Here is a 16,479-nt window from a genome sequence, read left to right as displayed (position 1 = left end):
CCGGGTCGATGTGCTACAATATCAATATGTTTTTGGTGGGTATCTTTCAGTGGTGGTATGGCAATGGCTTGTTGCAATATATCCGACAAAGTTTTCTGGGGGTTTTACGAACCGCGGATTTTTTCTCAGTCGGGCTACTTTTGAAAACCTTATTAAATCCGTTTCGTCAGATTTCAGCCGCTCCGGTTGGCGGCGACTTATCCGTGCAGCTATCTGCGTTTTTTGACAAAATGTTCTCGCGAGTAATTGGCGCGGTGGTGCGCTCTATGGTGATAATTATTGGGATATTGATGATATTACTACGATTTTTGTGGATGATTTTAGGAATTATTATGTGGCTAGCACTGCCGCTGATGCCGTTTATCGGAATTATTTTATGGCAAATGGGAGTTTCTGTATGGAAATAGAGCCGAGATTTAATTACGACAGTTTGCGGGCTCAGAAAGCGCGATTTTCTGTAAGGTTCGGCAATGCCTGGCATATCGTGGCGATAGCTGTCGGCATTATGATGGTGTTACTTGGCCTGTGGTCGTTGATTGAACACGGAGCGATTGGCTGGCTACTATTTGGTCTGAGTGGTCCAATGATTATGGTGTCGATTTGGTGGGAGAAAGACTTAAAGACTGCGGAAATTAGTAAAAATCCTAAGACGATTGACGATGTGATGGCGGCGGACGTTTTGGGCAAATTGCCGCGCAGACCGACGCCGATTGATATTGCTGAGGCAATTACAGGCACGCGAGCTGGGCAATTTTTATCAGTGCGGCTGGGCTTGACGCCGAATTTCTTGCGCAATATTTCCGTCGATGATCCGGATCGAACGGAGCAGATTTGGAAAGCGGCGATTGAAATCTGGCAGAGTACGGAAAGCCCGAAGATTACTAGTGCGGTTTTGGCGGCGGCAATAGTAAAGCAATTGCCACAACACGATTCTTTGTTGGCAAATATGAAGATCGATTTTCATGATATCGAGGAGGCTATTCGATGGTACGAGCGAATCAAGGCGCTAATTGACCAATATAAAGAGAAGCCGCTAAATACGGGCGGAATTGCTAGGGATTGGTCTTTTGGTTATACGCCACTGCTGAGTCGATTTGCTCAGAATATTAGCGTCAGCGTATCTGGCGGCGCGTTTACAACTAAGTTGGCTGCGCATGAGGAGGCACTGGGGCAGATGCTTAAAACGTTTAGTTCTGGCGGGCGGCAGAATATTACGCTGGTTGGAGCTGATGGTGCGGGAAAAAGTACCGTTGTGTTGGCGTTTGCGGAAATGTTGATTGACGGACATCGAGGCGTTCCTGGTTCGCTGATGTACCAGCAGGTTTTTATGCTTGACGCGTCGTCGTTGATCAGCGTGGCGTCGGGTCGCGGGGAATTGGAAAATCTAGTCACGATGATTTTGAACGAAGCTTTTCTGTCGAAAAACGTGATTTTATGTCTGGACAATGCGCAATTATTCTTCGAAGAAGGTGTTGGTTCGGTTGACCTGAGTAATGTGTTATTGCCAATTCTGGAGGCGGGCAGACTTAGGACGATTTTAACGATGGACGATCAGCGATTTTTGCAAATTTCTCAGACTAAGCCGCAGCTGGCTCACGCTTTGAATACAATTGCAATTCAGCCGTCAAACGAACCTGAAACTATGAAAATTATGCGCGATCAATTGGTTTTATTTGAGGCACAGCACAAAGTGACATATATGTATCAGGCGCTGGCGGAAGCGTATCGTGTTGGTGATCGTTATGTTCAGGACTTAGTGATGCCGGGTAAGGCGTTGAAAATTTTGGAAGCGGCAGCAAGCTATGCGAGTGGCGGGCTAGTGACCGCGCAATCTGTGGATGACGCGATTGAAAAGACTCTTGGCATAAAAATTTCAGTAGCTTCTTTGAGTGACGAGAAGGAAAAATTGTTAAACTTGGAGTCGTTAATTCATCAGCGAATGATCAATCAAACGCGAGCCGTGACAGTTGTTTCTGACGCTATTCGCCGCGCGCGCACAGGTGTTAGGAATCAGAATCGACCGATTGGCGCGTTCCTGTTTCTTGGTCCGACTGGTGTTGGTAAAACGGAGCTTTCTAAAGCTTTGGCGGATGTTTATTTTGGCGGTGAGGGCAATATGATTCGCTTGGATTTGAACGAATTTGTTAGGCCGGATGACGTGGCTAGGTTAATTGCGGATGGTGCGCGAGATCCAGGGAGTTTGACGGCTCAAGTTCAGAAACGCCCGTTTTCTGTCGTGCTTTTGGATGAAATTGAAAAGGCTCATCCTCAGGTTTTGACGACACTTCTGCAGCTTTTGGACGAGGGAATACTTCGCGACGAAAATAACCGAGAAATTAGTTTTCGCGATACGATTGTAATTGCGACGTCAAATGCTGGCGCGGATAGAATTCGTGAATATATTGAGCGGGGCTATCAATTGGAACAATTCGAGCAGACATTTATCAACGAGCTGATTAATGCCAATTTATTCCGCCCAGAGTTTTTGAACCGTTTTGATGAAATAGTTTTGTTCCGTCCGTTAGGAAAAGAGGAGTTGCTGCAGGTTGTTGATTTGATTTTGGCGGGAGTTAATAAGACTTTGGCGCCGCAAAAAATTCAAGTTGCGGTCGAGGAAGAAGGTAAGAAATTGTTGGTCGAGGCTGGCTATGATCCAAGATTAGGAGCTCGTCCAATGCGCCGCGTCGTCCAGCGTGCGGTCGAGAATACCGTCGCCAAGCAAATGCTGGCGGGAACTGTCGCGCCCGGTTCGACTACAATTATCACCGCTGATCAAATTCGCCAAATTGTAGGTTCACAATCTGCGCAAATGCCGTCAGGAATTCAGAATCCGCCATTGAATAGCTAGCTCAGCTGCTCGACTAGTGTTTTTATAGTGTCATCATAAATAAAAACCCGTCATAATGACGAGCTATTTTGGTACACCCGGCAAGATTCGAACTTGCGACCCCTTGGTTCGAAGCCAAGTACTCTAATCCGCTGAGCTACGGGTGCGTATGAAGTTATTATATCATAGATGACGGCCGAGTAAAATGATATACTATATGCATGGACGTTATGACTAATATATCACTGAAACAATACACAACTATGAAATTGGGAGGTGAGACTCGCTATATGGCGACGGCGGATTCTGCTGGTGATGTTGTGTCGCTATATCGTAATGCCCGAAAGGAAAATTTGCCGATTTTTGTGTTGGGCGGTGGCAGCAATGTGATTACGCATGACGAGGTTTTTGAAGGAATCGTACTATTGAATAAGATCAAAGGTTTTGAGGTTATCTCTGAAACCGACGAAACAACTGATGTGAAAATTGGTGCGGGCGAAGTCTGGGACGAGGTTGTTGAGAAGGCTATTGGGCTTGGACTTCAGGGAATTGAGGCTATGTCGGGAATTCCCGGAACGGCTGGAGCTGCGCCGGTCCAGAATGTTGGGGCGTACGGTCAAGAAATTGCTGACACGTTGATTAGCCTGGAAGCTTACGATTCAAAAACCGACACAATTGTAACTATTTTTGCCGATGAATGTGACTTTTCTTATCGAAACAGTATTTTTCGCGATAAGGAAAAAGGACGATATTGCATCCTGAATATTACTTTGCGACTAAATAAAGCAGAGCCGAAACCGCCGTATTACGCTTCTTTACAGAGATATATTGACGAGAATGACATTCGTGAGGTTAATTTGTCGGTGATTCGCGTGGCAGTTCTTAATATTCGTTCGGAAAAATTGCCAGACCCAGCGGAATTGCCAAGTGCGGGTTCTTTCTTCAAAAACGCGCTGGTTGAAAAATGGAAATTGGAAGAATTGCAAAAAGAATATAGCGACATTCCAAACTATGCAATGTCTGGCGGAAGATATAAAATCCCGACAGGTTGGTTGATAGATAAGGCTGGCTTAAGGGGTTATCGCAGTCACGGCATGCGAGTTTACGAAAAGAATGCGCTGGTGCTCGTAAACGATTCGGCAACAGGATATGATGATTTGGCGGCGATTCGTGAGGAAATTGTGCAAATTGTCTTTGACAAGTTCGGTATAAAAATCGAACAAGAACCGTTAGAACTTTCCTAATAATAAGCATATGCTTTTTTGTAGATTTGCGCTACAATATTGATATGAATCGTGGGACGGGTGGCTATACGATAGTTGAGGTGGCAGTAGTTGTTGTGGTTGTGTCTATTTTGGCTAGTATCGCGTTTGTTGGTGGCGGAAGATTTTTGAATTTGACTAGAGATCAGGAGCAAAAAGCTGATGTATCTGAGCTGTCCTTGAGGTTGGAGCGATATTACAAATATAAAAATGTAAGCTCTATTGGGCACGAGTATCCTTCCTGCGCTGATCTTATTAAAAGTTTTTCGTCAATCGTAGGAGATGATTCTCTGAAAAAGGAGATGATCAAGTGTAGTCGGAGTGATTGGGCTGGCGGTAGTAACGGCGAATTGTTGTACGAGGCGGCAAACATAGACGATGGAGATTGCACGAAGCCAACTTCTGGTCCTATAACTGACGTGGCGGCGGCAACTTGCGTGAAATATAACATTATATATAAGGAATTTTCGACGGGGTCGGAAAAAAGGGTAAATAGCATATGGCGCGATTAACAGGAAAAAGCGATGGATTTACTATTGTCGAAGTTGCGGTTACTTTGGTTGTAATTGGTATTTTCATGGCTGTTATATTAAGTATGCAAGCGCAAGTTAGCCAGATATCGGTTTTAAGTGCTCAGCACAATAAAGCAAGTCTTCTGGCGTATAATAATATGCGTCGTTACGCGAATGACTCCGCTCCGTCGTGGTTTAAATGTAACACGGCGTCGTCGAATACTAGGTATGAAGTTACGAGAACTACTGGTAATGTCGATGGGCTGCCCGGGGTGGTTAGGCAACAAGTGTATGCATCAGCGCCATACGGATGTAAGAGTGGAACAGTTAGCCTGGGGATGCCGATTAAAGTGGAATCTATCGTGGAATATGGATTGCCAAGCTCTGGCGTAGGTAATGGAAAGAAGGTGGTACATGCGACATATGTGGCGTTCTAATGAGGGCGGTTTTACTGTAGTCGAATTGGCAATGGTGATGGTCATCATTGCAATGGTCGTCGGCGTGTTTAGCCAGATGTTAATTTCAGCAAACCAAAGTGCGTCTATCAGCAAGGCGAAGGTTGAGATTAGCCGAAATATGCACAATTCCATGGACGCAATTGAAACTGACGTGCGCCAAGCCTCGCGCTTTAAGGTGAGTAGTTATGACGGGGAGGATACGTTTGCTACTGATAAAAATTTCCCTAGTGCGGCGCCTAGAGAGTGGGGATATAGAAGTAATCCATATTCAAGTAGCGCCATCACTGATCCCGAAAAGAACTCACTTATACTACTCCAATATGCTACAAATATGGGACGAGGCGCTGATTCTAGGGAGATTGTATATCTAAGAACTCCAAAGTTTGATTGTAATGCAAATAAGACTCAGCAGCCGAAGTATAAAAAGATAGTCATATATTTTTTGAAGAATGGGGAGTTGCATCGACGGACTATTTATAATGATTTAGTTGATTTCTCCAGTTATCCTCCAGCGCCATATTCAGGGTCTGCCGCGGGTTACTTTTGTATGAATGTTACGGATGCTGATAAGTTTAAAGATCGAGCTATGAAGCTTCGTGAAGATTCGATTTTAGCGACTGGAGTTTCGGAATTTAAGATTAATTACTATGACGGAAAAACGCTGATAAGCAAAAATAGCGACGCTCCAGATAGCGATAATAAAGCTCTTGATGGCGCGGATAATGTAGAGGTTACTTTAACAATACAATCACCAAGTAAACAAGTTTCCGATTCTCAAACACTAATGATACGAAAGATAAATAACTTATGATTCGACAAAAAAACGGCTATTCTTTGGTGTTAATTGTGCTTATGAGTACTTTTATATTGGCTCTTTTGGCTGGCGCTATGAGGGTTGTGGCTCAATCATATATTTACTCTCAGGAAGAGTATTATTACAAGTTAGCTCAAGAGGCTGGCGAGGCAGGTACGGCGTATGCTAACGCTTGCTTGGATTCTAATGGAGCTGAGCAATCATGGGGTTCGGTTCCTGGTGGAATTGGTCCGCTTCGCCCGGAAACTAATTGTAAGGGGGCTGTAAATCCGAGTTATGAGAAATATGTATTTGATGAAGGCAATAAATTTAGGACGACTTTTGAGGTCGGTGATTTGGAGGCTTCGACTAGAAGCACAGCTCTGTCGGCCGCTACCGCTCAAATCTCATCCACCGGTCGCGTTGAAATAACAAATGGGAGTGGTGTAGTTCTTAAGACTTATACTGCTGTTGTAAAAAAATCAGTTACTTGGCCGGCTGATATTGACGCAACGCGTACAGTAAGCGGCACTTATCGTACGTGCGCTATATTGTCGAATAATGTTTGGTGTTGGGGCAATAATGACAAGTATGAAAGTAATGAATATACTATGGGTCAATTGGGCGACGGAACTACTGTTAGTTCTAATGTCCCCGTAAAGGTGCGTTCTGTGGGTGATATGAGAAATGGAAAAATTATTGATATATTTGCGGCACAATTTCATAGCTGTGTATTGACTGAATTTAGTTCTGTCAGGAAGATATATTGTTGGGGTAATAATCAATTTGGACAACTAGGTAATGGAGATTTTGGCGACGGCAAATATTCTAGTGTTCCAGTCGAGGTTAAACCGCCTACTGGCGCGCTAGCTGCAGATTTTGCTGGAAATAATATCAGTGCAATTGGAGGGACCGGCGATGTTTCGTGTGCTATTGCTGCAGGAAAGGTGTATTGTTGGGGCAGTAATACTATGGGTCAATTGGGTTACGGGAGTCCCGGCAGCCCTAAGTCCAGCGCAACGCCAGTGCGTATTAATTCGGGCGGCTACAGCAGGCTTCCTAATAATTATTCTGCTACTAAGTTATCAACTGGCGGATCTCGTTCACAAACTATGTGTGTTATAACCACTGAAAAAAGAGCTTACTGTTGGGGGCAAGCTAGGTTTGGACAGCTGGGTATTGGTGTGCCGCATTATAGCGGCTATGGTAATGCTACCAGAGTTAAGGACTTGGAGGATGTGACTGATATATCTCAAGATGGATACACTTGGTCAGGCTCTCCTGATTATGTAACCCACACCTGCGCTATTGCTGCGGGTAGAGTGTACTGCTGGGGTGGCGCTGGGCGCGGACAGGCTGGATCTCCGGGGAGTGGCACTCCTAAAAAGCATATTGAGCCGAGGTTGGTCGGTGGTTTGCCTGGGGTGGCGCTGCAGGTTGAGGTTGGCATTGCTCATTCTTGCGCCTTGATGAACGATGCCGGTACTAAGAAAGTCTATTGTTGGGGCGATAACAGATTGGGTCAACTTGGAGCAAATAGGACGGACATTCAATATTCATTTACTCCTCAGCCAGTTAATGTTGGTCCAAATGGACTTCCTGTTTCAGAAAGCGTAGTGAGTTTGTCTGCTGGGGCAAACCGCGGCTGTGTAATTATGTCGGACAAGCGCTCTTACTGTTGGGGATTGAATGATAATGGTCAGATTGGTGACGGAACTTCAGGTAGTGAAAATAATAGGTTCAGCCCAACGGAATCTTTATTCTTGCGTCCAGTGCAGAATCGATATATATATTAAAAAACGCTTGCGCTTTTAAAAACGTTGTAGTATTATCAAGTTACAAATCAAACTAACAATTTAGGGGGCACATTATCGTGACTACAAAGAATATCAAAAATCAAGGTTTTACACTAGTTGAGCTTTTGATCGTTATCGTGATCATCGCAATTTTGACAGTTGTTTCTTTGGTTGCATACAACGGTTTGCAAAACCAAGCAAAGACATCTGCTGCTAAATCAACAGTTGACTCAGTTGCTAAGAAAGCTGAACTGTACAACACTGAAGAGGGCAAGTATCCAGATGGTATCGCAAAATTAACTGGTGCTGACACAAAGAAATCTTACTACATTGCTTCAGCCAATGTTACTGAATTAGGTTCTGGTGCTTTTAGTTCAACCACTCCAACCACGACAGTTAAGTATGAGGCGTGTCCTGGTACTGGCGATCCAACAGGTGCAAAGATTTCATACTACGACTACAGTAAGAATAGTATCGAGAGCCGAACAGTCGGTACTTGTCCTACTCCTGCTCCGTAATTCGGTATAGGTAATAAAAAACTCTGGCATTAAGCCAGAGTTTTTTATGTGCAGGTTTATATTAAATATCGCGTAGAGTATGGCAGAATTCTACGACTTCTTTACGGAGTTCAGCCAACTCATCATCATTATCGCGATTGTCTATTGACTGCCTCATCCATTCCGCGATTTTTTCCATGTCGTCTTCTTTGGCACCTCGCGTCGTGACGGCTGGCGTGCCTAAGCGAATGCCGCTTGGTCTGAACCTTGGTAGTGGGTCATCTGGAATCGCATTAGCATTCAGTGTCAGACCGATTTTATCCATGGCGATTTCCGCTTCCTTGCCGTCAATACCGAAGCTGCTGTGAATATCTGCCAGAATCAAATGGTTGCTGGTGCCGCCAGTTACTAGCTTAAAGCCGCGCTTTTGCAACTCTTCCGCCAATCTTTTCGCATTTTTAACAATTTGCTCGGCGTAATCTTTGAATTCTGGCTGTAAAGCTTCACCGAACGCTACGGCTTTTGCAGCGATGGTGTGCATGTGCGGTCCACCTTGCGTGCCAGGGAAGACTGCTCGATCAATCAACGTAGGTAAATTTTCGAGAGTTTTCTCTGGTTTTTTCAATGGATTGCCAACTATTCCTCGACTAAGAATCAGCCCGCCTCGTGGTCCACGTAGAGTTTTATGAGTTGTTGTGGTAATTACATGAAAGCCATAGTCGAACGGGTTTTTAGCAACGCCACTAACGATTAGTCCCGCAATATGGCTCATGTCTGCCATTAGCATAGCGCCGACCTCATTACCAATTTTAGCAAATTTTTCGTAATCTAACTCTCGTGGATATGCCGAAAATCCCGCCAAAATGATCTTTGGTTTGTGTTTAAGTGCCAATTGACGGATTTCTTCATAGTCAATTTCGCCAGTGTCGATATTTTTTATACCATAGCGAATGAAGTTGTATTCTCTGGCGCTACGAGTAACTGGAGCGCCGTGCGTAAGATGACCGCCGTGAGCCAAATCCATAGCCAGAATAGTGTCGCCAGGCTCGCACCAAGCGTAGTACACCGCCTCATTAGCCTGCGCGCCAGAATGTGGCTGGACGTTGGCGTGGTCGGCTTTGAAAAGTTTTTTAGCGCGATCAATTGCCAGCTGCTCGACTTGATCAGTGTTTTCTTGTCCGCCGTAATAACGTCGACCAGGGTAGCCTTCTGAATATTTATTAGTGAAAACACTACCGAGCGCCTGAAGCACGTCTGACGAAACGTAATTCTCGCTAGGAATCAGTTCCAGGCCGTCCGTTTGGCGCTTTTTTTCTGCTTTTATAAGTTCTTCAATTTGCTTGTCTTTCATGACTAAACCTCCGTTAATACCTATTATATCATTGCTTATATATATCATCAGTGATATAATTTACGCATGATAAAAGACAGGTATCTTCAAAAAATCGGCAATTTAATCGCTGAAAATCGCCAAAAACAAGGTCTGACGCAGACGCAATTAGCTGAGGCGATTGGCACGTCGCAAAGTGCTATTAATCGCATTGAAAACGGGGGTCAGAATATTAGTATTGAGATGATTGCTCGAATTAGTGAAGTGCTTAATAACAATATTGTGACTGTAAATCATTCCGGAAAAATGAATTTTAAGGTAACTGGCGGCAAAAAATTGTCTGGTGAGATACAAGTTAAGACTAGTAAAAACGCTGCAGTAGGTCTTCTCTGTGCAAGTTTGTTGAATAAGGGAAAAACGACGCTCAGGAAAGTGGCGCGAATTGAGGAGGTTAACCGAATTATCGAGGTTTTGAATTCGATTGGTGTTAAAACTCGCTGGTTGGATGGCAGTGATCTTGAGATCGTGCCGCCAGCGCGCTTGAAACTTGAAGATATGGATATTGCTGCGGCGAAGAGAACTAGGACGGTAATTATGTTCCTTGGTCCGCTACTGCATCAATATGACGATTTCAAATTGCCGTTTGCTGGCGGCTGTAATTTAGGCAAGCGCACAGTTGAGCCTCATCTTAGTGGATTAAGGCATTTTGGAATGAACGTCACAGCGGAAACTGATTATTATCATGCAAAAACTGATGTCAATTCTGGCGATCGAACGATTTTATTGACGGAGCGTGGCGATACGGTGACGGAAAATATAATTATGGCTGCGGCGTTGTCACCAAACACTACCATCATCCGCAATGCTAGCCCAAATTACATGGTCCAGGACGTCTGTTTCTTCTTGAAAAAGTTGGGTGTGAAAATTGAGGGAATTGGTACGACAACCTTGAAAATCACGGGCCGTAAACGCATTAGTAAAAATCTGGACTATTATCCGAGCGAAGATCCGATTGAAGCGATGAGTTTTATTGCGGCGGCTGTGGTGACGGATTCGGAAATTACTGTTCGTCGTGCACCGATTGAATTCTTGGAGATTGAATTAGCAACATTGGCGGAAATGGGTCTTAAGTTTGAACTCAGCAAGGAATATTTTGCTAATAATGGGCAAACTCGTTTGGTTGATATTAAATTGCAGCGTTCCAAACTCCAGGCTGCCAAGGACAAACTTCACGCCTTGCCGTTTCCTGGAATTAATATGGACAATTTGCCGTTCTTGGGGCTTATCGCGACGGTGGCCGAGGGGCGTACGTTAGTTCATGACTGGAGTTACGAAAACCGAGCAATTTATTTTACAGAGCTAAGCAAGCTGAATGCGCAAATTGAGCTGGTTGATCCACACCGTGTTTATATCACTGGTCCGACAAGATGGAAGCCGGCCGACATTGTTGCTCCGCCAGCGCTTCGTCCGTCCGTTGTGATACTTTTGGCAATGCTTGCCGCTCCGGGCGTATCGATCCTGCGCGATGTATATTCAATCAATCGCGGATACGAGGAATTGGCGGCGCGCTTAAATTCGCTAGGCGCTGAGATTGAAGTGATTATTGAATAGGAATTCGCTTGATCTGCGGTTCTTTTTTAGGCTGGATTTGCGGTTTTGGAAAAATAAATTTGAGATAATCTTTCATCATTCGGGCGCCAGAAATAATTGGCAAATAGTTGCTTAATTGGTGGCGGATATGTTTTTCTAACAATTGGTCATTTTTCAAAATAGCGGCAGCTTTATGCATGTTGACGTACAGAGATGAAACTTCAGCTTCGTAGTTTCTCCCGGTAACCTCGAGGCAAGCGATTGGCTGGACATCGGCAACGCCGCCGTCGCTGGTGGAGATGAGGAGTTTCAAATTGGCGATGTCTTTCTCCCATGAAGTGCCGCACGCTTCTAATCCGACAATAGGAATATTTATTGAGGCATCCGAGCCGATTGCTAATGCTCGCCCTAACTCTTCGTCATAATCTTGTATGTAATGAACGCGCTCCTTGAGGACTGGATCGTTGTCAATCAATTTTAATACTTCGAGCAATTTCTGATACATCGTCACGTCGCCTTGGTGAACTTTTCCTGTCAGAATATAATGCGCGTTGTGGCTAATGAGAATTTGGCGCAATGAATCTGGGTTTTCAAACGGCATATAAGGTCGTTTGTAGTTGGCGAATCTTCGCTTGAAATCGAATAATATTGCATTTTCTGGGATTTGTATGGATTTTCCGTACTGGTCTTGGCGACTCAATAGAACTCGATTTAATTCTTTTTGACCGAGTTTTTTCAAATACCTCAAATCCGCGCTACTCAGTGAGTTTAATTTTTCAGAAAAATCATTTGTGGGCAGCCCAAATTTATCAATAATTCCGTGGTCGCGATATGTCTGTAATGTTTCGGGTAGCACCCACGTTTCAAGATCTATTCCATTGGTAATGGCTTGAAATTTAACTTTGTCGTTGTTGCGGTCGCGGAAATTTGCTACGCGGGCGTGTAACTTACTCACGCCATTCTTCGCTTCGGTAAGCTCAATTGCCAAAAGATTCGGCCTCAGTCTGTCGTTGCGGAATTGTTCCATTAGCCAGCAACGCACGGCATTGCTTTTTATATTTGGCAGAACTAATTTTTCAAATTGCGAACGATTAAATTCTGGTTCGGCCGCTTGAAGAAGTGTGTGGTTTGTATAAAGTGTGTGTTTGCGAACGTAAACGACGGCTTCGTATAAATTCATTCCGTTGGCGCACAGTTCGTCTAGTCGTGCCAATGCGGCAAAAATCGTTGCGGTCTCATTAAGCTGAATAACAGCCGGCTTAATACCGAGGAGTTTTAATGCTTTATAACCACCAAAACCCAGCGCTACTTCTTGGTATAATCTATGGTCACCAGATCCGTCGCCTTCGTACAATTGTCCAAAGTTCGGTTCTGAAATTGTAACAAATTGCGTTGAGCCGAGCGTCTTCTTAAAAATGCTTAAGCTTGCGTCTGGAAAACCGTTTGAACTCACAAAAACTTCGTCAATATATTCAAATCCGTAATCTTGAGGTGAAACGGACTCTGAAAATTCTTCTTGCGCGAGGTCGGTGATTTTCTGGTGTGATTCGCTACGATAAAACGGCGTTACCACTACGAATGGAACTTCCAATTTTTCAGCTACACGTCGCGTGTCTGCTGCCAAAACTCCAAGTCCGCCGCCACCTTTAATGCCGTTGGATTTATCATAAATTTCCATTGTCCAATAGACATATGGTCGGTTTTCAGACAATTGATGTGTTAAACTACTTCGTTCAATTACGTCATAAAATTCGGACGCATCTTCGATGTCATGCGGTTGGTATTTTGGCTTTTCTGTATAAATATATGGATCCATCGATGCCCTTTATGGATTGAAATTGTCTAACTTGGTGCGGGTGGGGAGAATCGAACTCCCATCTCAAGTTTGGAAAACTTGCATACTAACCGCTGTACTACACCCGCAAGCTTTTACTATTGTAGCAGAAAGATGTTATAATGTGAATACGCCCTGATAGCTCAGTTGGATAGAGCAGGAGACTTCTAAGCTCAAGGTCGTAGGTTCGAATCCTACTCGGGGCGCCATTTCATATAACTAATGGGGGATATATGGATGCGAATAAAAAACCGCAAATGACGCGGGAAATGATAATGAGATTATCTGGTCCTTCGAGGAGGTCAGTTGATGGTTTTAAAGCGTATGGGGATACTGGCAGAATGCTGGCTGCCAACCGTAGCGTGAATTCGGAGCGCCGATATGTTAAAGGATATGGATCTTCGATATCTGCCAATAATTCTGACAATCGAAGACGATTTGGTGCGGAAATAAGTGTAGTGTCTCGGTCGAGAGTCGCTAACAATAATCCTGATGACGTTGGTTTGTCTGGCGGAAATCGACGGGTCAATAGTATACAAAATAACAATGTCCCGTCAGACGTGAACAATTCTCGTCAATCTTTCAATGCTAATCGAACTACTTTTCGTGAACCACCTTCTCGTGGATATAATCCGTTTGGATAAATAAAAATCCTCACTTCAGTGTGAGGTTATTTTTTTGGAGGGCCAGGAGGGGCTCGAACCCTCGACACCCTGCTTAAGAGGCAGGTGCTCTAACCAGCTGAGCTACTGGCCCACAACTTCATTATACAACAATCAATAAAAATGTCTACCGTTTTATTGAAAATAATTTATCGGTGTGAATAAATTGTCGTAAAACTTGGGGCGAATGATGGGGTTCGAACCCACGGCCTCCGGAGCCACAATCCAGCGCTCTAACCAAACTGAGCTACATCCGCCATAAACCAAGCTTCTCAAATTATAGCACACACTATATCTGTACTCAAGATGGTAAAATTGCTATACTTAATGACAATGAGAGAACTAAATGGCTCAGAATTAGCTGGATTTATCAAGGAGCGCCAGGCGAAACAGGTGCGAGCTTTAAGACAGGCCTGGCATATTAATCCTCGTTTGGCGATTATTACTGATGTCGAAAATCCAGTTATTGAAACTTACATGCGTTTGAAGCAGAGATATGGCGCTGATATTTTGATTGACGTGGAGATTCATCGAGTCCCTGCGGGCGGTGCTTTGGAAGTGATTCAAGAATTGAATAATCGAGACGATATTCAAGGAATAATTCTGCAATTGCCGATTAGCAATCCTGAGCAGACCGAAGAATTACTCGAGAGTATTCAAGAAGATAAAGACGTTGATGGTTTGCGTAAAAAGGCGATTTTTCAGGCGGCCACGCCAACGGCTATCAATTGGCTACTGGCTGGATATGGCGTTGATTTGAAGGGAAAAAAAGTTGCGATTGTCGGGCGAGGTCGTTTGGTTGGCGCTCCTCTTGAGAAAATGTGGCTAAAGTCTGGTGTCGATGTGACGGTTTTTGAAAAAGGTGACGATTTATCTCAATTGATAAATTACGATATTATCGTGTCGGCAACAGGAGTTCCGGGGCTGATTAAAAGCCAGATGATTAAGACTAAGACAGTCGTTGTTGATGCGGGAACTGCTTCGGAAAATGGAAAAATTGTTGGCGATGTATCTGAAGAGGCGCGTCAGCGTAATGATGTAATTATTACACCAAAAAAAGGCGGAGTTGGTCCATTAACGGTTTCTGCGCTGTTTGATAATGTAATTACGGCTTGCCTAAAAATTGCGAATCAATCAAAAAATTAAGCGGCTTTTATGGCGGTTTTGACCTGCTCGACAACTTGGCGCGGTGTGAGGTTCGCTTTTACGATGTAGCTATGAATTCCTAATTTCTTCAAATCGTGCGGAGCTTCTTCTTCGCCGAGGTTGGTAAGGACAATAACGGGAATAGTTTTTCCCCAGTCTTTAGATCTAATTCGCTTTAAGGCTTCTGCGCCGTCCATTTCTGGCATTTGTAAATCTAGCAAAATAATATCTGGCTGAAACTTCTCGACTACTTCTATGCCAATTTGTCCGTTGGCAGCCAAGCGAACGTCAAATCCGTCCGATTCGAACTTCATTCGGTACATCTGGCTGATAGTAGGGTCGTCTTCAATGATAGCGATTTTTATCATGCTCTAAGTATATCATATAAACTATGTTATAATTTTTGGCATGGAAAACTTTAGAGGCGAACAACAGTATATTGCAGAAGCGGGTGATTTTCTTAATGGAGTTGATCATGAGGCTAATGAAAAATTAAATAAGGAAATTGCGGATCTTAGAAGTGAGGGATGTAGGGTTAAAATTGGAGAAAAGACCGACCCTGCATATAATAACCCTGATGGTATTAAAGATACATACAACTATTTGAAGCGGGGCGATGCAAAATTAAAAGAGATTCGTAAAAACTTTATTCATAAAAATCTGGCCACCGCGGCAATTGCGAATGTTTTAGATAAAACTCCTTTTGTGAAAATGGGCAAGTGGGGCAAAAAGATAGATTTATATCTGGAGTTTTTTCGCGACAAGTTATTGTACGGTGAAAATCAGACTGCTTCGAAGCCGTGGCACAATCAGCGAGGTTCCGCACTAACATTTTTGACAATTTCTGAAGCTTATAGATTAAGAGTTTCTCGCAAAAAAGGCGAAATATTGTCAGAAGGTAAATATCCAACTATGAGTGGTCCGCTGGATGAGTCGGTATTTGATGAGAAGATTAATGGCTTGCCGCTGACAGAAGTTATGATTCAAGATAAAATCAACAACGGCGTAGATAAAGCGATAGCTATTGAAGAAGTAGAGAAGAGGCTTAGTGACGTACGAGAGTTTATCCAGGCGCCGGTGACGGAGAAGTTTTCTAACGTTATTCGGCATTGTGCGGATTCGCTTGGTATTCGTGAGCGAGTGGAAACAGTGAATGGTTTATCAATTGATTATTTGAAGAAAGTGGCAGAAAAAGAGAATCGTTCAATTGACGATATGTTGGTGATGAGTTTTGGTTGCGGAACGGGACTAGCTACTTTGAAGATGCTGAAAAAACTTAAGGACGAAACGGGTGAGGCGCCGACGGTTATCCTGCTAGATCAAGATCCGTTGTCTCTAGCGGCGGCGCAGAGCTTGGCGAAGAAATGGAATTTGGAAGATAAGATTGAAGTTCATTGTGAGCGATTATTCAGTAAGCTTGGCAAACCTCTGAGTTTGGAGGGAGTTCTGGGCGATCGTAAGCTGGATATCGCGGAAGACTCTGGCTTACGGGAATATCTGCCAGATGGCGTTTATAAGCAATTGACGCGAGAATCGCTGAAGTTCTTGCGATCTGGCGGGTTGATGATTACTGGCAATATGAACGTAAATCGCCCACAAAAAGAATTTTTGCATGGACTAATGGGGTGGGTTCCAAAGGTTAGGATGCGCTCAATTAAAGAAGGTTTTAAATTGCTCCAAAAATCTGGCATACCAAAAGAATCTATTGAAGCTACAGTTACTGCGAGCGGCGTTTACACAGTTTTTGCGATTGAAAAGTAGAATAAAATGCT

General features: G+C 43.9%; 15 protein-coding genes and 5 tRNA genes. 13 read left to right on the top strand and 7 right to left on the bottom strand.

The window, feature by feature from the left end; translation table 11 throughout:
- The first annotated feature begins 8 nt into the window (after positions 1-8).
- Both LRM46_RS00485 and LRM46_RS00480 read left to right on the top strand, forming a co-directional pair.
- Positions 9-407, top strand: a complete 399-nt coding sequence (locus LRM46_RS00485; RefSeq protein WP_243813147.1) for a hypothetical protein — start codon at positions 9-11, stop codon at positions 405-407.
- A complete protein-coding gene (locus LRM46_RS00480) occupies positions 398-2,848 on the top strand; it encodes an AAA family ATPase (RefSeq protein ID WP_243813146.1) in 2,451 nt (816 codons plus the stop codon). Before LRM46_RS00485 ends, LRM46_RS00480 begins: the two co-directional genes overlap by 10 nt.
- 69 nt (positions 2,849-2,917) lie before the next feature.
- Here LRM46_RS00480 and LRM46_RS00475 read toward each other — a convergent pair.
- A tRNA-Arg gene (locus tag LRM46_RS00475) sits at positions 2,918-2,994 on the bottom strand.
- A gap of 54 nt (positions 2,995-3,048) precedes the next feature.
- Here LRM46_RS00475 and murB point away from each other — a divergent pair.
- The 6 genes from murB to LRM46_RS00445 all read left to right on the top strand — a co-directional run bounded on the left by murB (position 3,049) and on the right by LRM46_RS00445 (position 8,166).
- Positions 3,049-4,071 (top strand): UDP-N-acetylmuramate dehydrogenase, encoded by a 1,023-nt coding sequence (murB, locus tag LRM46_RS00470; RefSeq protein WP_243813145.1) that lies wholly within the window; start codon positions 3,049-3,051, stop codon positions 4,069-4,071.
- Between the two features lie 44 nt (positions 4,072-4,115).
- Positions 4,116-4,601, top strand: a complete 486-nt coding sequence (locus LRM46_RS00465; RefSeq protein WP_243813144.1) for a prepilin-type N-terminal cleavage/methylation domain-containing protein — start codon at positions 4,116-4,118, stop codon at positions 4,599-4,601.
- Positions 4,589-5,038: a type IV pilus modification PilV family protein gene (locus LRM46_RS00460; protein ID WP_243813143.1), complete on the top strand. Its 450-nt coding sequence runs from the start codon at positions 4,589-4,591 to the stop codon at positions 5,036-5,038. The genes LRM46_RS00465 and LRM46_RS00460 overlap by 13 nt, the downstream gene beginning before the upstream one ends.
- Positions 5,025-5,870 (top strand): hypothetical protein, encoded by an 846-nt coding sequence (locus LRM46_RS00455; RefSeq protein ID WP_243813142.1) that lies wholly within the window; start codon positions 5,025-5,027, stop codon positions 5,868-5,870. Before LRM46_RS00460 ends, LRM46_RS00455 begins: the two co-directional genes overlap by 14 nt.
- The gene (locus tag LRM46_RS00450) at positions 5,867-7,648 is read left to right on the top strand and encodes an RCC1 domain-containing protein (protein ID WP_243813141.1); all 1,782 of its coding nucleotides are present in this window, start codon (positions 5,867-5,869) and stop codon (positions 7,646-7,648) included. Before LRM46_RS00455 ends, LRM46_RS00450 begins: the two co-directional genes overlap by 4 nt.
- A 77-nt stretch (positions 7,649-7,725) precedes the next feature.
- Positions 7,726-8,166 (top strand): type II secretion system protein, encoded by a 441-nt coding sequence (locus LRM46_RS00445; RefSeq protein ID WP_243813140.1) that lies wholly within the window; start codon positions 7,726-7,728, stop codon positions 8,164-8,166.
- A 61-nt stretch (positions 8,167-8,227) separates the two neighbouring features.
- Here the strand turns inward: LRM46_RS00445 and glyA are convergent, their stop codons facing one another.
- The gene (gene glyA, locus LRM46_RS00440; protein ID WP_243813139.1) at positions 8,228-9,496 is read right to left on the bottom strand and encodes a serine hydroxymethyltransferase; all 1,269 of its coding nucleotides are present in this window, start codon (positions 9,494-9,496) and stop codon (positions 8,228-8,230) included.
- Between the two features lie 69 nt (positions 9,497-9,565).
- Between glyA and relB the strand changes: the two genes are divergently transcribed.
- On the top strand, positions 9,566-11,086 hold the full coding sequence (gene relB, locus LRM46_RS00435; RefSeq protein ID WP_445083017.1) for a type II toxin-antitoxin system RelB family anti-toxin: 1,521 nt from the start codon (positions 9,566-9,568) through the stop codon (positions 11,084-11,086).
- Here the strand turns inward: relB and LRM46_RS00430 are convergent.
- Positions 11,076-12,881 carry a glycogen/starch/alpha-glucan phosphorylase gene (locus LRM46_RS00430; protein WP_243813137.1) on the bottom strand — a complete coding sequence of 602 codons (1,806 nt, stop codon included), beginning with the start codon at positions 12,879-12,881 and terminating at the stop codon, positions 11,076-11,078. The genes relB and LRM46_RS00430 overlap by 11 nt on opposite strands.
- A gap of 32 nt (positions 12,882-12,913) precedes the next feature.
- Positions 12,914-12,988: transfer RNA gene (locus LRM46_RS00425), tRNA-Gly, on the bottom strand.
- A gap of 43 nt (positions 12,989-13,031) precedes the next feature.
- On the opposite strand from LRM46_RS00425, the gene LRM46_RS00420 reads away from it, so the two are divergent.
- Together LRM46_RS00420 and LRM46_RS00415 are read left to right on the top strand one after the other, a co-directional pair.
- Positions 13,032-13,108 (top strand) — tRNA-Arg (locus LRM46_RS00420).
- A gap of 24 nt (positions 13,109-13,132) precedes the next feature.
- Entirely contained in the window at positions 13,133-13,543 is a 411-nt protein-coding gene (locus tag LRM46_RS00415) for a hypothetical protein (RefSeq protein ID WP_243813136.1), read from the top strand.
- A 35-nt stretch (positions 13,544-13,578) separates the two neighbouring features.
- On the opposite strand, the gene LRM46_RS00410 is transcribed toward LRM46_RS00415, so the two are convergent.
- Positions 13,579-13,655, bottom strand: a tRNA-Lys gene (locus LRM46_RS00410).
- Positions 13,656-13,740: 85 nt separating this feature from the next.
- Positions 13,741-13,818: transfer RNA gene (locus LRM46_RS00405), tRNA-His, on the bottom strand.
- Positions 13,819-13,894: 76 nt separating this feature from the next.
- Here LRM46_RS00405 and LRM46_RS00400 point away from each other — a divergent pair.
- On the top strand, positions 13,895-14,707 hold the full coding sequence (locus LRM46_RS00400; RefSeq protein ID WP_243813135.1) for a bifunctional 5,10-methylenetetrahydrofolate dehydrogenase/5,10-methenyltetrahydrofolate cyclohydrolase: 813 nt from the start codon (positions 13,895-13,897) through the stop codon (positions 14,705-14,707).
- On the opposite strand, the gene LRM46_RS00395 is transcribed toward LRM46_RS00400, so the two are convergent.
- Complete coding sequence (locus LRM46_RS00395; RefSeq protein ID WP_129635371.1) at positions 14,704-15,075, bottom strand: response regulator; 372 nt, start codon at positions 15,073-15,075, stop codon at positions 14,704-14,706. The two genes, LRM46_RS00400 and LRM46_RS00395, sit on opposite strands and share 4 nt — an antisense overlap.
- Before the next feature lie 40 nt (positions 15,076-15,115).
- On the opposite strand from LRM46_RS00395, the gene LRM46_RS00390 reads away from it, so the two are divergent.
- On the top strand, positions 15,116-16,468 hold the full coding sequence (locus tag LRM46_RS00390; RefSeq protein WP_243813134.1) for a class I SAM-dependent methyltransferase: 1,353 nt from the start codon (positions 15,116-15,118) through the stop codon (positions 16,466-16,468).
- Positions 16,469-16,479: the final 11 nt, after the last annotated feature.

Origin of the sequence: Candidatus Nanosynbacter sp. HMT-352, from assembly GCF_022819345.1 — a bacterium.
Lineage (GTDB): Bacteria > Patescibacteriota > Saccharimonadia > Saccharimonadales > Saccharimonadaceae > Nanosynbacter.
Note: the sequence above shows the minus strand (reverse complement) of the source record. Positions and strands in the feature narration are given on the sequence as shown.

What these genes read in the sequence shown, in the direction of transcription:
- glyA (WP_243813139.1), bottom strand. Translation starts at nt 9,496, where the DNA reads ATGAAAGACAAGCAAATTGAAGAACTTATAAAAGCAGAAAAAAAGCGC.
- LRM46_RS00485 (WP_243813147.1), top strand. Translation starts at nt 9, where the DNA reads ATGTGCTACAATATCAATATGTTTTTGGTGGGTATCTTTCAGTGGTGG.
- LRM46_RS00390 (WP_243813134.1), top strand. Translation starts at nt 15,116, where the DNA reads ATGGAAAACTTTAGAGGCGAACAACAGTATATTGCAGAAGCGGGTGAT.
- LRM46_RS00415 (WP_243813136.1), top strand. Translation starts at nt 13,133, where the DNA reads ATGGATGCGAATAAAAAACCGCAAATGACGCGGGAAATGATAATGAGA.
- LRM46_RS00455 (WP_243813142.1), top strand. Translation starts at nt 5,025, where the DNA reads ATGTGGCGTTCTAATGAGGGCGGTTTTACTGTAGTCGAATTGGCAATG.
- murB (WP_243813145.1), top strand. Translation starts at nt 3,049, where the DNA reads ATGGACGTTATGACTAATATATCACTGAAACAATACACAACTATGAAA.
- LRM46_RS00400 (WP_243813135.1), top strand. Translation starts at nt 13,895, where the DNA reads ATGAGAGAACTAAATGGCTCAGAATTAGCTGGATTTATCAAGGAGCGC.
- LRM46_RS00465 (WP_243813144.1), top strand. Translation starts at nt 4,116, where the DNA reads ATGAATCGTGGGACGGGTGGCTATACGATAGTTGAGGTGGCAGTAGTT.
- LRM46_RS00395 (WP_129635371.1), bottom strand. Translation starts at nt 15,075, where the DNA reads ATGATAAAAATCGCTATCATTGAAGACGACCCTACTATCAGCCAGATG.
- LRM46_RS00430 (WP_243813137.1), bottom strand. Translation starts at nt 12,881, where the DNA reads ATGGATCCATATATTTATACAGAAAAGCCAAAATACCAACCGCATGAC.
- LRM46_RS00480 (WP_243813146.1), top strand. Translation starts at nt 398, where the DNA reads ATGGAAATAGAGCCGAGATTTAATTACGACAGTTTGCGGGCTCAGAAA.
- LRM46_RS00460 (WP_243813143.1), top strand. Translation starts at nt 4,589, where the DNA reads ATGGCGCGATTAACAGGAAAAAGCGATGGATTTACTATTGTCGAAGTT.
- LRM46_RS00450 (WP_243813141.1), top strand. Translation starts at nt 5,867, where the DNA reads ATGATTCGACAAAAAAACGGCTATTCTTTGGTGTTAATTGTGCTTATG.